The organism is Neobacillus sp. SuZ13 (genome assembly GCF_030123365.1).
Taxonomy (GTDB): Bacteria; Bacillota; Bacilli; order Bacillales; family Cytobacillaceae; genus Neobacillus.
On record NZ_CP126107.1, the window covers coordinates 2,396,807 to 2,411,825 of the forward strand.

Sequence of the window (15,019 nt, forward strand, 5' to 3'; positions counted from 1 at the left end):
CGGAATAAAAAGGATGCCATTCATTGGCACCCTAAGAATGATTATCTTTTCTTCATCTGAAAATAAGTATCTAAAACGCGGCGTCCTATTTTCAAGTTTGCCCGATTGTCTTTTTTGCCTTGGTAAGCCCATGGTACAATAACTGCCATTGCCACTTCAGGATTCGAACTAGGAGCATAACTTACCAAACTAAGATTCATAACTGGTGGTGGTTCTTTCCCAAATCGGTACCGCTCTGGTCCGTCGTAAAAAGCTTCAGCTGTACCTGTTTTTCCGGCAGGAGAGTATGGTGCATTTCCGAAATATTTATAGGCCGTGCCGCCACGTTCTTGCATAACCTTTCTAAATCCTAATTTGACGCGATACAGCCAATCAGATTTCATATCAATTGTATTTAGGACCGTTGGGGAGATTTCTTTTACAACATGCCCAAGTTCACTTGTTCCTTCTTTTGGTTCGAGCATTTGTTTGACAACATGCGGCTGCATTCGGTAACCGCCGTTTGCGATGGTAGAAACATATTGTGCCAACTGCATAGCAGAATAAGTATCATATTGTCCAATCACCAGGTCAAGCAAATATCCCGGCAGATGACTTTGGCCTTTAAATCCCGATTGCTCATTCGGTAAATCAATTCCAGTCCTGGTTCCAAGACCGAAAGAGGCAAACGAGTTGCGGATGGTATCAAATGCCTTCGCGCTAATATTTAATGGTTGATCGTATTCATAATGCCCTTTTCCAATTCGTATCGCAGTATGGAACATATAAACGTTGGAAGATAATTTTAAGGCATTAATTTCATTTAATTTCCCTAAGTAGGCATAGGATTTTTTTAAAGGAGTGGCCTTGATTTTTAATCCTGTATCATCAAAAACCGTCCCCGGCGCAATTGCGCCTGTTTTATATCCAGTCAAAATAGTTGCACCCTTGACAGTAGAACCAACATTATAGGTGGTGGTAAATGTACCGAGAGCGTCATCTTCCATTTCTACTCTGCCTGTTTGATTATTTCTCACTATTTTTTTACCAGACATGGCTAAGACTTCGCCAGTTTTTGGATTCATTAAGACCACATATGCCCGGTCAGTTAGAAAGGTTCCTGGATATCTTTTCGCAGCCCAAAGTTCCTCTTCAATGATTCGATCAACCTTCCTTTGCAAATCCATATCAATACTTAAGACAAGGTCTTTTCCTTTTTTACCATTAGATACAGGATGGTTTTCGATCACATTTCCTGTTTTATCGGTTACATTTTTTATTTTTGATTTGTAACCATGTAAGACATTTTCATATTGCCACTCAAGTTGACTTTTTCCTACTCTGTCATTGCGGCTGTAATCTCTTGCTAAAAAATATTCCAATTGCTCAGCAGGCAGTCCTTCATCGGATTTAGTTACTTTTCCTAATACCGACTTTAAGGTAGGGTTGAAAGCGTAGGATCTCTCCCAGTCCGTAGTAGTATCTACTCCAGGGAGTGATTGCAGATTTTCACTTACAACAGCCAATTCTTTCGCAGTTACGTTTTCATTTTTAATGATTTGGGTTGTATACTTGTAGCCGCTGTTAAACTCTTTATAAAGTGCAAGGACCTCTAGTCTTTCATTTGTTAATTCCTTTAATTCGCCTGTTGTGATGCGCTCTAATTTAAATTTATAAATATCATTATCTGTTAATTTCTTTGCATAATATAATTCCATTTCCTTTTTCGAGATTTTGGCATTAGCACGTTCTGGATTTGTCATAATCCAGAAATCACGTTTATCCCTTTCTGTTACCTTGTTTGTTTTTTGGGTCATCAGTTTGGCTAATTTTTCAGCTGTTTCAAGCATGATTCCTTGGCTAAACCCTTCATTGGTGTAGGAAATGGCACTTTTAGGTACATTATCAACGATGATGCTGTAATCTCGGTCAAGGATTCTTCCTCTCGGGACAGGACTACTAATTGTGATATCTTCTTTCCTTGCTAAATCTCTTTTGAAATTTTCTCCATAAACAATTTGCACAAAACCAAGCCGGAGGATTAGTATGGAAAATAAGAAAAAAACACTGAAGAATAATATATTTAAACGAAAGGGGAAGTGAGACTTATTCTTTTTCTGTTTTTCCAATTTTCCTGCACATCCTTTTTACTTAAACAAATATGATTTACATACCTATCCTGCCCATTTGTAAATAGCAGTATGATAATTATTCCAATTCATTTTTTATCAATCGACAAATTTCTAGTAAAATAAATTTTTTGTCTATAGAAAAATTTCTAATTTTTCCCCGTATTTGAAATTTTACTTTATAATCAGAAGGGATGTGTTTTTTTAAAACAAACATCTATAGAAACGAGAGATTGATTAGGAGGTCTAGATTATGGAACAGAAAGTCATTGATCCAGTGGTACTTAAGGCATTAGGGCAATTTAAGGCTTTGGATGAAAAAATCACTCATTTTTCAAGCATTATTGGTTTAGCTGACTGGGATCAAAAAGTCATGGCACCGAAAAAAGGGAGAAGTACGTTTGCCAAGGCAACGGGTACCCTACGGACGGAAATTTTTAAGCTTTCTGTTTCTGAGGAAATGGGTGAACTGCTAGCGGAGCTAACTCTTCCTGATAACTTGATATTATTAGATGAAGTAACAAGAGCAAAAGTTAGAGAATATAAAGAGTTTTACCAAAAATCAAAGACCATTCCTACAGACTTATTCCAGGAATATAGCATCTTAACGGCACAGGCCAATGATGCTTGGGAAGAGGCTAGGGAAAACAATGATTTTGGCCGCTTCCTTCCGTACTTAGAGAAAATCGTTGATTACAAGCGAAGATTTGCTGATATCTATGGGTATGAGGACCATCCGTACGATGCCCTCTTGGATGAATTTGAACCAGGTTTAACTGTGAAAAAACTCGATCCGCTCTTTGCAAAATTAAGAGATTCTAGTGTAAAGCTTTTAGAGCGCATTCAACAAAATGGAAAGCGGACACAGGCAGAAATTTTTGAACAATCGTTTTCGATTGAAAAGCAAAAAGAATTTAACCGCTATATCCTTCCTATTATAGGCTTTGACCTTGAAGCGGGTAGATTGGATGAAACGGTTCATCCTTTTGCACAAACCGTTAATACAGGTGACGTGCGATTAACGACTCGTTATTTAGAAGGAAATGTTCGCTCAGCTATATTTGGAACCATTCATGAGGCTGGGCATGGAATTTATGAGCAGCATATCAATCCACAGTTTGAGGAATCTGTTCTACAAAGCGGGGCATCCTTCGGTATCCATGAATCTCAATCGAGATTCCTAGAAAATATGGTCGGCCGCAGTAAGGAATTCTGGAAGTACTTCTACCCTAAAATTCAAGAGTATTTTCCAAAGCAGCTTGAAAATATTACTGTTGACGAATTTTATCGGGCTGTAAATACGGTGCAGCCTTCATTTATCCGTGTTGAAGCGGATGAATTAACCTATAATTTGCATATCATGCTTCGTTATGAAATTGAAAAAGCATTAATCAGTGGAGAGATCGAAGCGAAGAACCTTCCAGAAGTTTGGAATCAAAAAATGCAAGATTATCTCGGTGTAACTCCTAGTACTGACACAGTAGGCGTATTACAGGATGTTCATTGGTCATTTGGAGGCATCGGTTATTTCCCGTCCTATTCATTAGGGAATCTCTATGCAGCTCAAATTCTCCGTACGATTCAAAAAGAACTTCCAGATTTCTATAACCATATTGAAAATGGACGCTTTGATCTTATCCAAGAATGGTTAAAAGAAAAGATTCATCAATATGGAAAGCTTTATACACCTAATGAATTGATCGCTAAGGTAACGGGGGAAGAATTAAACGCGGAATATTTGGTTGAATATCTTGAAAAAAAATATACAGAGGTTTATGGATTGTAAACTGTAAAGCCGTGAAGTAGTAAATATTAAACTCTTAAACTAACATTGACATTTTATTAACAGTATAATATACTATTAATAATTAAATATTTCCTTTTTAAAGGGGAGTAGCTGCTACAATAAAGTCGTCATTCCGAGTATTGATTACTCCGGCTTTATTGGCAACATTTACGTTGTTAGCAAGACCTTTACTTTACTGTAAAGGTCTTTTTGTGTGTTATTTTAGGCCTTTACTGTAATCAGTAAAGGCCTATTTTTATGGCGTAAGGGAGTATTTTTTGAAAAAAACCAACTTTAAGGAGGAAATATTCATGGACTTAACTCTTTTACTGGAATACGGCTGGGTATTATTAATCTTGGTGGCATTAGAAGGTCTCTTAGCCGCTGACAACGCTTTAGTACTTGCGATAATGGTGAAACAATTACCCGAAGAAAAACGTAAGAAGGCATTATTTTATGGTTTGGCAGGAGCATTTGTGTTTCGCTTTGCTTCTTTGTTTGTGATTTCATTCCTTGTGGATGTGTGGCAGGTTCAAGCCATTGGAGCTCTGTATTTGCTGTTTATGGCAGGGAATCATATTTTCCGCAAGGTGGTCATTAAAGGGAAAGAGGAAGATAAAGAGGAGAAGGCAGGATCAAAAAAGAGCAATTTTTGGGTGACGGTATTAAAAGTAGAAGTGGCTGACATTGCTTTTGCCGTTGATTCGATTCTTGCTGCTGTTGCAATGGCCGTTGCTCTGCCAAACACACCGCTTCCAAATATCGGTGGTCTGGATGGTGGTAAATTTTTAGTAATCTTTGCTGGCGGGATTCTTGGATTAATTATTATGCGCTTTGCAGCGAATAAGTTTGTAAATTTACTGGAAAAACGACCAGGATTAGAAATTGCTGCTTTTACAATTGTAGGCTGGGTTGGTGTTAAGCTCGCCGTTTACACATTATCACATCCTATGTTAGCGATTCTAAACGAAGATTTTGCACATTCAACAGTTTGGAAAATAACCTTTTATGTAGTATTAGTAGGGATCGCCGCAGCTGGCTGGTTTTTCTCGAAAGAAAAAAGCGTAGAACCAGTGCGAGAAGAACCAAAGACACTATAATTATTTTTTACCTTCATAAGAAAGGCAGATTCAACCCAATCTGCCTTTCTTATGGTTTTTTACATAGCATTCAGTGGACAGTGAGGTTAGACGTTGTAGAAGATGAAGCAATGAGCATCCTATAAAGTATAATCATAAATCCAATTTTCTAGAGAGGTTTGTATTGATGAAATTAAAAACATATCTTATAATCGCATTTAGCCTAAGTGTTGTTTCCATTATTGGCTTTAGTCTGATATCCTTATTAATAAGTGACCAAAAAATCATTCAATTTGATCGTACCATAATTAACAGTGTTCAAGGAATGGAAACACCACTACTTACATATGTGATGAAATTCTTTACGTATATTGGTTCTGCTCCATTTGTCATTGTTCTGAGCCTTTTTCTTTTATTTTTTCTCTATAAAGTGCTCCATCATCGTTTAGAATTAATCTTGTTTGTTGCGGCAATTGTGGGTTCAGCGATATTAAATGGAATTTTAAAGAATTTTTTTCAACGAGTACGCCCTGAGTTTCATCGCTTAATTGAAATTGAAGGTTATAGTTTCCCAAGTGGGCATGCGATGAATGCTTTTACGGTCTATGTGATTATTTCGTTCTTATTATGGCGGCATATTACAAGCGGGTTAGGAAGATGGACACTAATCATCGTTAGTATGGTGATGATTTTAGCCATTGGAATCAGTCGAATTTATTTAGGTGTCCATTACCCAAGTGATATCATTGGCGGATATTTTGCAAGCGGCTTTTGGCTTACAACAGCTATTTTCTTTTTCCAATATTATCAGGAAAAACGTTATAATAAAAAACAGCAACGTGAAAAGAATATTTCCTAAATTTCTTATCTAGTATGGAGTGATACATATTATCAGAAACAGTATTCCTAATTTATTTACCATCTCTAATTTATTTTTCGGATATTTATCCATCATGTATTCCGCACAGGGGGATTACAAAAATGCAGCTATATTAATATTAATAGGGATGATGCTCGACAGTATGGATGGCAGGATTGCAAGAATGTTACGCGTTGATAGTGAGTTGGGAAAAGAGTTAGATTCGCTGGCAGATGTGGTAACTTTTGGTGTTGCACCGGCAATGATGGCTTATTATTCATATTTCTCTGAGTTTGGTGTGGCAGGGATGGCCATTTCAGGATTATTCCCTTTATTCGGAGCCTACCGATTAGCACGTTTTAATATTAATGCTGTTAAATCTTCAAATCATTATTTTACCGGTGTTCCCATCACGGCAGGTGGGGGATTGTTAACACTGCTAACACTGTTCCAAGGTAAGATGCCAGAGATCATCCTGCCCATTGCCTTTTTTATCATCTGTTACTTAATGGTAAGCACGATAAAAATCCCAAGTTTGAAAGATGTTCCACTGCCTAAATATGGAATTATTGTCACGCTTTTCCTAGGGTACGCGATATTTCTGGTCTTCAAAAAAGAACAGCATCGCTTTCCATATTTCATCTATGTCGCAATCCCGCTTTACATAGCTTTTATCATCTTCCAATTAGTAAGAAGAAAGAGAAAAGGTAACGGAGGAATAAAAAAATAGGAACAAAAAAGGGTGTCAGGTACCATGTGAAGATTTCACATGGTGCCTGACACCTATTTATATAAGATAAGAAAGTATAAAATTTGACTTCGAGAATTGTCCAGCTCCAGCGCCCTAGCGGCTAGTGTCCTTCGCTCTCCGCCCTACGATAAGTCAAGCACGAATGCGCCTCCGGCTCTTCGTGTTTCCTTTATCTCAGTTGAAGCGCTCCAGGCCATACGCCGCTGACCAGGGCGCTTACGCTTTTCTTATTTACATTCCGAAAGACATAACCCAGATCGATCCTGCTACGGTTACGAAAGCGATGAAGAAGCCGTAAGCGACGTTGATGATTTGGGATTTGCCGTCTTCTCCTTCGTTCATGTGCATGAACATATATAATTGAAGGGCAGCTTGGATGACCGCTAATGAACCGATGATCCAAAGTATGGTTTTAAAAGGAAGATTGGTTTTTAGCGCCACACCAAGTGCTGCAAAAGTTAGTACTAATGACATTACAAAGCCTAAAACATGTGTGAGTGGAAATCCTTTTGTATTTTTAGCCATTTATGCCACCATCCTTGCTAAGTACACAAATGTGAAAATAAAAATCCAGACAACATCTAAAAAGTGCCAATATAGTCCGATGATAAAAGTTTTACGAGCAGTTACAGGTGTTAAACCTCGTTTTAAAATTTGGATAATGACCATTGTCGCCCAGCCAATCCCCATGCTCACGTGCAGTCCATGTGTACCAAGTAAGACAAAGAAACTTGATAAGAAAGCACTTGTTTGCATAGTTGCTCCTTCGTGAACATAATGGATAAATTCAGTGATCTCCATGAACACGAACCCAGCACCTAGGAGAAGGGTAATGATGAACCATAACAATAATCCATTTCGGTTATGACGGCGCATCTCATAAATGGCAAGACCGCAAGTAAAACTACTTGTTAATAAGAGAATCGTTTCGACCATAACATCTTTTATTTCAAAAAGGTCCTTTGGAGTTGGACCGCCAGCATATCTCGCACTTAGGACAGAAAATACAGCGAAGAGGGTACCAAAGAGGATAATCTCCGCTCCTAAGAAAATCCAGAAACCGAGAATATTCATCCGGTTCTGTTCTGTTTGATATTCGAGTGGTAAGGCAGTGTTTACATTAGCTGACATTACTGTTCCCCCCTTTACCGACGTTACGCCATGCTTTTTCCGTTTCCTTTATTTCGTCAACATGTACATGGAAGCCATCGTTATAATCGAACGAACGAATGATTAACCCAATGATGATACCTACAGTGGCTACAAGAGCCGCAATTTTCCATTCAAAGACTAGGAAGAAGCCTGCGATTCCAAAGATAGCACCCATATAGATTGGTAAACCAGAATTACTTGGCATATGGATTTCTTCAATTTCGTCGTCCTTTAAAGTTAAATCTTCATTATGCTTTTTCATATACCAGAAGGAATCAACAGATTTTACCTCAGGTAGTTTTGCAAAGTTATAGAATGGAGGCGGTGAAGCTGTAGCCCATTCTAACGTTCTTGCATCCCATGGGTCGTTAGAAATATTGCGGTCTGCATAACGTGCACTCCAATAAATATTATAGCAAAGCGCGCCAAAGCCGATTGCTAAAATGACTGCGCCAATGGTAGATAGCATGAAAAGTGGTGCATACCCTGATTCAGCTGAATACGTGTATGAACGTCGTACTGCTCCGTCAAGTCCTAGGAAGAACATTGGCATAAAGGTTAAGTTAAATCCAATTGTAAAGAACCAGAAATGAATTTTTCCGATTTTTTCATTTAACATATGGCCGAACATTTTTGGCCACCAGTAATAAAGTCCAGCAAATACCGCAAACACAACACCAGGAATTAATACATAGTGGAAGTGAGCGACAAGGAATAGGGTGTTGTGATATTGATAATCGGCCGCACCCATGGCAAGCATAACCCCAGTTACACCACCAATAATAAAGCATGGAATGAACGCAAGTGCCCAAAGCATCGCGGTCGTAAATTGAATACGTCCTTTTCTCATCGTAAATAACCAGTTAAACATTTTGACTCCCGTAGGAATGGCAATCATCATTGTCGTAATGGAGAAAACAGAGTTAACTCCTGGTCCAGCTCCCATTGTAAAGAAGTGGTGAACCCAAACTAGCATACTTAAAAACGCAATTCCCACAATCGAGAATACCATTGATTTATAGCCAAACAGCATTTTTCTAGAAAAGGTTGAAATAACCTCAGAGAACATCCCAAATGCGGGAAGGACAACGATATATACTTCAGGGTGACCCCATAACCAGAAAAGGTTTGCCCACATCATATCCATACCGCCACCCGCTAAGGTGAAGAAGTGAGTTCCAAAGATCCGATCAAACGTCATCAATGCAAGCGCAACTGTGAAAATTGGAAATGAAGCAACAATAATCACTGACGCAATGAATGAAGTCCAAGTAAACATTGGCATTCTCATCAGTGTCATGCCTTTGGTTCTCATTTTTAAGATAGTGACAATAAAATTAATACCCGTCATTAGGGTACCAATCCCAGCAATTTGCAGGGCAATGGCGTAATAGTTATTCCCAATTCCAGGGGTAAATTCTTTACCAGCAAGAGGGAAGTAAGCAGTCCAACCAGCATCCGGTGACCCACCGACAACAAACGAAATATTAAACAGCATCGCACCACTAAAGAACAGCCAGAAGCTTAACGCGTTAAGTTGTGGGAATGCTACGTCACGAGCACCGATTTGCAGTGGGATTACCACGTTCATTAATCCAATTAATAATGGCATCGCAGCAAACAAGATCATAATAACACCGTGTGTAGTAAAAATTTCATTGTAATGCTGTGCATCTAAAAATTTCATCTCTGGACGTGAAGTTTGAGCCTTCATTAAAAGGCCGTCCACACCGCCACGGAAAAACATCAATACACCAGAAAGGATGTACATAATCCCAATCCGTTTATGATCAACGGTTGTTAACCATTCTCTCCAGAGCCATTTCCATTTCTTTAAATAGGTAACTCCAGCTACAATTCCGATCATTGTTAAGAGAATAGCAATCTGGGAACCTAGTATTAATGGGTTGCCAACTATAAAAAAGTCATGCCAATTAATGTTCATCCTTCTCACCTCCAACTGATTGCTCACTCATGTCCATAGAATGACTATTTGTTTCTTTCTCTTCAAAAATCTTTCCTTTAACGCCATGTACTTCGTACAATTCAGGATTTGTATAAGTTTTAGAATTCATATCCGCATGGTTTACCCAGGCGAGATGAGTTCCAAGGAATGTTTCACGTCCTAAGTGTGTAGGCTTAAGAAGTTGATTGTATTTCTTTTCTGTTAACTTAGGAGCAGTTTCTTTAACTTCTTTTACCCATTTTTCAAAGGCTTGTGGGGATTTTGCTTCAACTGTAAATTCCATTTCAGCATAGCCCTTACCGTTAAAGTTGGTATTTCTTCCTAAAAATTCACCAGGTTTGTCAGCTGTAAGGTACAGCTCTGTCTCCATCTTGTTCATGGTATACTTTTGACCACCTAAAGCAGGAACCCAGAAAGATTGCATTGTACCAGCAGAGGTTAACTTAAACTGTACCGGTGTGCCAGCAGGAATATTTACGTAGTTCACTGTTTCAATCCCTTGTTCCGGATAACTGAAAATCCACTTCCAATCGGCAGAAGTCACATTTATGGTAATTGGTTTTTTATTTTCATACCCAGCAGGTACTTTTTCTAGCTTATAGATTGTTTTAACAGTAGGAATCGTTAAAGCAATGACAATAAGAATAGGAATGACAGTCCAAATTATTTCTAATTTTGTGCTTCCATGTTCTTCAGGTGGTTCGTAATCTGCATTTTCAGGTTTAGCACGATATTTCCAGATGATATATCCAAATAAACCAAATACAACGACAACCACTAGTAACATAAAAATAAGTGACCAGTTAATTAAATCTAGAATGTCACGAGCGGCAGGCCCTTTTGGATCAAAGACGACCATATTCGTACATCCGCTTAAAAGCAAAGTTGGTACTAAAGCTAATAGTGGGATTAAGTAGCTTTTTTTAAACATGAATTTTTCTCCCCTCCAAAATGTTCACTTTTACGATTATAATCGTGAAACCTTTCACAAACAAGACTGAATTACTTCTTTTTTTGCTCCAATGTAGTAATTGAGCCTAAATTAAATCAGTTATTATTTAATAGTAATTAGTCTGTTAGTATTTTCTAAACCTATATTAACAATAATGCTGTGATGTTTATACACGTTTTTCGATTAATTTGTGACAAATTTGTTAAGGTTTTAAAATCCCTATCGAGGAAAAATATGTATGTATTTTTTTACCTGGTAATTTAGTCCTTTTTGTTCGAAACTAATAATTGTCTATTTTTGCAAAAAAGTGGGATAATACGAAGGAATACATAAATAGAGGAGAGCAAAAAATGAAGGTAAAAGTGAATCGTAACGCAGCAAAAGCTTTGAAAAAAATGTTAGAACAAGAAGAAGCACAAGGAAAACTATTCCGTGTTTATGTCACAAGTATTCATGGGGACCATGCCCATTATGATTTAAGGCTAGATACCCCAACCGAAAACGATGTGGTAGTCACAAGTGATAAAGAAATTGATTTCATTCTTGATAAAAATGAACCAACTTTAAATAGCATCTGGATCCAATATTTCCAATTACCGAAAGAAGAATGGCTAATTACTAACCCAACCATGGGTGTTCATCACCATCATTAATTTGACCACATGAAAAGCGCTTGTTATTGACAGGCGTTTTATTTATAGAGAAGCAGGATTACCCTTCTATGATCATAGAAGGGTAATCCTTTGCACTAAGCCTTTATGAAATTAGAGTAGAAGATAACTCCAAAGTTCTTATATATCTATAATCAACATTTATTTCGAGGGTATGATAAATGAAGTAGTCCATTATTAATTTGTAAATGTATTAAATAAGCCTGTGTTGGTTCTGGAAGGTCAATTACTCGTTCAAAATCTCCATATACACGCTCTCTCTTCATTTCCATTTCTAATGGTAAAACCGGTTTTATACTGCCATTTATTTTTAATTGTGTGTTTGAAATTAAGCTAAGCGAAACATCTTCTTGATTTACCCCAGGTATTTCAAAAATAATAAAGTTATAATAATCATTTTGATATACGTCAAATTTTGGATTAAACGAAACTTCTCTAAAAAATTCCTCGGGTTGTTTTTGCTTGAGTACACTAGACCAAAAATTGCTTTCTCTATACTCGTTTGTAATCTCTAGCCACTTTCTCATTTTTTCTATATCCATATTACTGCTCCCTTAAAGTTGATTGGCAATAGGCATAGAAGGGTTAGCTATTTGATCCTGATCACTAACATCTGTATCTATATTGCCTGAGTTCATAAGCGAACAAGCTGGTGAAAAATCACCTAAAGAGAAATTTGCTCCAATAAACTTACTATTAGCTGTATGGCTATTATGCACAGTAGGACCTATATCAACATTCCCGTTTTGGGCAGCTCCATTTAACTTGAAATTAAAAATATTTATTTGATATGGCATATCAGAAAACTCCTATAATTTAAATTGGTGGTACAGGTGAAATGGCTCTATTTACATTCGCAACATCAGTAGTTCCAATGGAAGTTTGATCATTCACATCTGGGTCGTTCAATAGGTTTTCCATCATCGCCTCAGTCGGTGATGTATCTCCATATGAAGCATTAATTCCTTGTGATTTAGTATTGGAAGTGGGACTATTATGAGATGCCTCCCCTATAGTTATGGAACCATTGCCCGAAATACTGTTGATTTTTAAATAATATAAATTGATAACAACCGATGGCATCTTTAAACACCTTTCTATTCTTGGCTTATGGGTACTATATGCAATAGAGTGCCTATATGTTACTTAATAAAGGCTCCTACGGAAAATCGCAGGGACCTTGTATTATTATTTATTATAACGATATTATGTAAACTTAAGAGTTTGATTAGTTTTTAGTAATGATGTTAATCTAATAATAGGAAAAGTCGAAGGGAGCATGTGTTTACAAATGGATAAATTTAAAAATGGCATTGAAGTCAAGCTAGTTGCACTCGATATGGACGGTACACTATTAAATAATAAAGGACAGGTTTCGGATGCAAATCGCCAAGCCATCAAAGCTGCTAAGGACAAAGGAATATATGTGGTTCTAAGCACAGGCCGTTCGCTTTTGACAAGCCGTGAGCATGCTGACTCATTGGAGCTAGATTCTTATTTGGTCACCGTTAATGGAAGTGAAATATGGGATGATCAACGTGAATTAGTGGAGAGGAACTTGGTAAAGTCCGACCTTGTAGAATGGATGTGGAAGTTATCGCAGCAGCATAAAACAAAGTTTTGGGCGATTAGCACGGAACGTAATTGGCATAATGAAATGCCAGGGGACTTACATACCTTAGAATGGATGAAATTTGGCTTTAATATCGATGATGACGAAACAAGAGAGATAATCATGAATGAACTAAAGGCAAAGGGTGAATTTGAACTTAGTAATTCCACGTTGAAAAATATCGAAGTGAATTCGGCCGGCATTAATAAAGCGAAGGGTCTGGAGATTGTATGTAACAGGCTCGGATTGGATATGAAAAATGTAATGGCGGTTGGTGATAGTCTAAATGATTTGGCGATGATCAAGGCAGCCGGCCTGGGAGTTGCGATGGGAAATGCTCAAGATCTTGTAAAAGAGTCTGCAGATTGGGTAACTGCCACAAACGAGGAAGACGGAGTTGCAAAAGCAATCTACAAATGGGTTTTATAAACATTGTTCATTTCTAAGTAAAATTTTTGAAATTCTCATGGTATAGGTAAAAAGGAAATGGGTAAAAATAATTATGCAATCAATTTGCAATTTACATGTAATTGTTACATGCTAGGAGGCTACAAAGAATGGAATCAGGTAAAGTAAAATGGTTTAACAGTGAAAAAGGTTTTGGATTCATTGAGCGTGAAGGTGGAGAAGATGTATTTGTTCACTTTTCTGCAATTCAAGGCGAAGGATACAAAACATTAGACGAAGGTCAAGAGGTAACGTTTGAAATTGAAAGTGGCCAACGTGGACCACAAGCAGTAAACGTCCGTAAATCATAATGACCCGCCAATAAACAGACCCAGTCATTTGGGTCTGTTTTTTTATGAATAGAGATTCTTGCGATTTGCTGATAAGGGTAAAAAAATATCCGAACAGTAGATGAAAGGGTGCTTCATTTCCCTTAAAAGGGGAAAAAACTTCTAAGTGGTAAATGAAAGGCTGCTCCATTCCCGATAGGTGGAAAAAATGGTCGGAGTGGTAAATGCAAGTGTACTCCATTTCCCGATAAGTGGAAAAAATGGCCGAAGCGGTAAATGCAAGTGAACTCCATTTCCCGATAGGTGGAAAAAATGGCCGGAGTGGTAAATGCAAGTTTACTCCATTTCCCGATAAGTGAAAAAAATGGTCGGAGTGGTAAATGAAAGTGAGCTTCATTTACTGATTGGAGGAAACCATAATTAGTCATATATGGACTGTGAATCATTGACAGTTGATTTTAAATCATAATACCACTTATTTATGACGGTAACCTATAATTATATAGTAAAAAAAGGTAAAATTCCCTTAACAATAAGGAATTATACCTTTTTTAATTTAAGCCTAAAATAAGAACGTGATGATTGGAGCGGAAGGAGGCGAAGACTCCTGCGGGAGTATGGTGCCGGGGAGATCCTGCAGGCGCTATAGCGCCGAGGAGGCTCCCCGGCACGCCCGCGGAAAGCGAAGCCGCCTGGAGCGGAAATCAACAGCCAATTTAAACACACAACCTTATATTAAGGAACTATTTTAGTGCCCTCATATCTACAGGGGGTTATTGCTATCAACTAATTATTTATTTCCTTAACTCTTCCAACTTGTCCGTCAGTAAGCCTGACCTTTATGCCATGAGGATGAAAGCTGGACTTGGTTAATATATCCTTGACGGTCCCCTCTGTAAGTTTCCCACTTCGTTGATCCGCTTTTAGGACAATTTTGACGAGTGCGCCTGGGGAAATATCTACTCGATTTTGCCCACTAGACACCCATTTTTCTCCGTGAATTACTTACTTTTTTCGTCTGCTGGCTTTGCAGCTTTTTAGTTGCCATCGAGTTGTTTGAACTTGATGTTCCTCCGGCAGATTTGTTCTTCTTATTTTGCAGTTGTTGTTTCATCGCTTCTTGCAGACTTATTTTCTTCTTGGGTTCTTCCTGTGGATTGGTTTGATTTTCATTACTCATAGTAAATCCTCCTATTAATGTGTTAAGTCCATTATAATCTATTTTCATCATAATAATAAAATTTACCTCATAATTTAAATAGACAGTTAATTTCGGGATAGGAAAAGGCCGTTCAATTTCATGGGCGGCTTTTTTGAATGATTTAGTCGAATTATTTTTGCAGGAT

General features: G+C 37.7%; 17 protein-coding genes. 7 read left to right on the forward strand and 10 right to left on the reverse strand.

Features of this window, described 5'->3' with window-relative positions; all coding sequences use genetic code 11:
• Positions 1-41: 41 nt before the first annotated feature.
• Positions 42-2,108 carry a peptidoglycan D,D-transpeptidase FtsI family protein gene (locus QNH17_RS11440; protein ID WP_283878790.1) on the reverse strand — a complete coding sequence of 689 codons (2,067 nt, stop codon included), beginning with the start codon at positions 2,106-2,108 and terminating at the stop codon, positions 42-44.
• 253 nt (positions 2,109-2,361) lie between these two features.
• Here QNH17_RS11440 and QNH17_RS11445 point away from each other — a divergent pair, with 253 nt between their 5' ends.
• From QNH17_RS11445 to pssA, 4 genes are all read left to right on the forward strand, one after another.
• Positions 2,362-3,894: a carboxypeptidase M32 gene (locus tag QNH17_RS11445; RefSeq protein WP_283878791.1), complete on the forward strand. Its 1,533-nt coding sequence runs from the start codon at positions 2,362-2,364 to the stop codon at positions 3,892-3,894.
• 311 nt (positions 3,895-4,205) lie between these two features.
• Positions 4,206-4,994, forward strand: a complete 789-nt coding sequence (locus QNH17_RS11450; RefSeq protein ID WP_283878792.1) for a TerC family protein — start codon at positions 4,206-4,208, stop codon at positions 4,992-4,994.
• A 166-nt stretch (positions 4,995-5,160) separates the two neighbouring features.
• Positions 5,161-5,832, forward strand: coding sequence for a phosphatase PAP2 family protein (locus QNH17_RS11455; RefSeq protein WP_283878793.1), 672 nt, complete (start codon positions 5,161-5,163; stop codon positions 5,830-5,832).
• Positions 5,833-5,851: 19 nt separating this feature from the next.
• Positions 5,852-6,562, forward strand: a complete 711-nt coding sequence (gene pssA, locus QNH17_RS11460; RefSeq protein WP_283878794.1) for a CDP-diacylglycerol--serine O-phosphatidyltransferase — start codon at positions 5,852-5,854, stop codon at positions 6,560-6,562.
• A 252-nt stretch (positions 6,563-6,814) separates the two neighbouring features.
• Here the strand turns inward: pssA and qoxD are convergent, their stop codons facing one another.
• Genes qoxD through qoxA form a run of 4 tightly spaced genes read right to left on the reverse strand, consistent with a single transcriptional unit; the run spans position 6,815 to position 10,632 of the window.
• On the reverse strand, positions 6,815-7,108 hold the full coding sequence (qoxD, locus tag QNH17_RS11465) for a cytochrome aa3 quinol oxidase subunit IV (protein ID WP_283878795.1): 294 nt from the start codon (positions 7,106-7,108) through the stop codon (positions 6,815-6,817).
• Positions 7,109-7,714, reverse strand: coding sequence for a cytochrome aa3 quinol oxidase subunit III (gene qoxC / locus QNH17_RS11470; protein ID WP_026566947.1), 606 nt, complete (start codon positions 7,712-7,714; stop codon positions 7,109-7,111).
• Positions 7,704-9,680: a cytochrome aa3 quinol oxidase subunit I gene (gene qoxB, locus QNH17_RS11475; protein WP_283878796.1), complete on the reverse strand. Its 1,977-nt coding sequence runs from the start codon at positions 9,678-9,680 to the stop codon at positions 7,704-7,706. Before qoxB ends, qoxC begins: the two co-directional genes overlap by 11 nt.
• The gene (gene qoxA, locus QNH17_RS11480; RefSeq protein ID WP_283878797.1) at positions 9,670-10,632 is read right to left on the reverse strand and encodes a cytochrome aa3 quinol oxidase subunit II; all 963 of its coding nucleotides are present in this window, start codon (positions 10,630-10,632) and stop codon (positions 9,670-9,672) included. Before qoxA ends, qoxB begins: the two co-directional genes overlap by 11 nt.
• Positions 10,633-11,003: 371 nt before the next feature.
• On the opposite strand from qoxA, the gene QNH17_RS11485 reads away from it, so the two are divergent.
• Positions 11,004-11,306, forward strand: coding sequence for an iron-sulfur cluster assembly accessory protein (locus QNH17_RS11485; protein ID WP_283878798.1), 303 nt, complete (start codon positions 11,004-11,006; stop codon positions 11,304-11,306).
• A 152-nt stretch (positions 11,307-11,458) separates the two neighbouring features.
• Here the strand turns inward: QNH17_RS11485 and QNH17_RS11490 are convergent, their stop codons facing one another.
• Genes QNH17_RS11490 through QNH17_RS11500 form a run of 3 tightly spaced genes read right to left on the reverse strand, consistent with a single transcriptional unit; the run spans position 11,459 to position 12,407 of the window.
• A complete protein-coding gene (locus QNH17_RS11490) occupies positions 11,459-11,866 on the reverse strand; it encodes an Hsp20/alpha crystallin family protein (protein ID WP_283878799.1) in 408 nt (135 codons plus the stop codon).
• A gap of 12 nt (positions 11,867-11,878) precedes the next feature.
• On the reverse strand, positions 11,879-12,121 hold the full coding sequence (locus tag QNH17_RS11495) for a spore germination protein (RefSeq protein WP_283878800.1): 243 nt from the start codon (positions 12,119-12,121) through the stop codon (positions 11,879-11,881).
• 19 nt (positions 12,122-12,140) lie between these two features.
• Positions 12,141-12,407 (reverse strand): spore germination protein, encoded by a 267-nt coding sequence (locus tag QNH17_RS11500; RefSeq protein ID WP_283878801.1) that lies wholly within the window; start codon positions 12,405-12,407, stop codon positions 12,141-12,143.
• A gap of 208 nt (positions 12,408-12,615) precedes the next feature.
• Between QNH17_RS11500 and QNH17_RS11505 the strand changes: the two genes are divergently transcribed.
• Entirely contained in the window at positions 12,616-13,365 is a 750-nt protein-coding gene (locus QNH17_RS11505; protein WP_283878802.1) for a Cof-type HAD-IIB family hydrolase, read from the forward strand.
• A gap of 128 nt (positions 13,366-13,493) precedes the next feature.
• Positions 13,494-13,694: a cold-shock protein gene (locus QNH17_RS11510; protein ID WP_026566955.1), complete on the forward strand. Its 201-nt coding sequence runs from the start codon at positions 13,494-13,496 to the stop codon at positions 13,692-13,694.
• 765 nt (positions 13,695-14,459) lie between these two features.
• Here the strand turns inward: QNH17_RS11510 and QNH17_RS11515 are convergent.
• Both QNH17_RS11515 and QNH17_RS11520 read right to left on the reverse strand, forming a co-directional pair.
• A complete protein-coding gene (locus QNH17_RS11515; RefSeq protein ID WP_283878803.1) occupies positions 14,460-14,657 on the reverse strand; it encodes a YwbE family protein in 198 nt (65 codons plus the stop codon).
• On the reverse strand, positions 14,650-14,853 hold the full coding sequence (locus QNH17_RS11520; RefSeq protein ID WP_098575308.1) for a hypothetical protein: 204 nt from the start codon (positions 14,851-14,853) through the stop codon (positions 14,650-14,652). The genes QNH17_RS11515 and QNH17_RS11520 overlap by 8 nt, the downstream gene beginning before the upstream one ends.
• Positions 14,854-15,019: the final 166 nt, after the last annotated feature.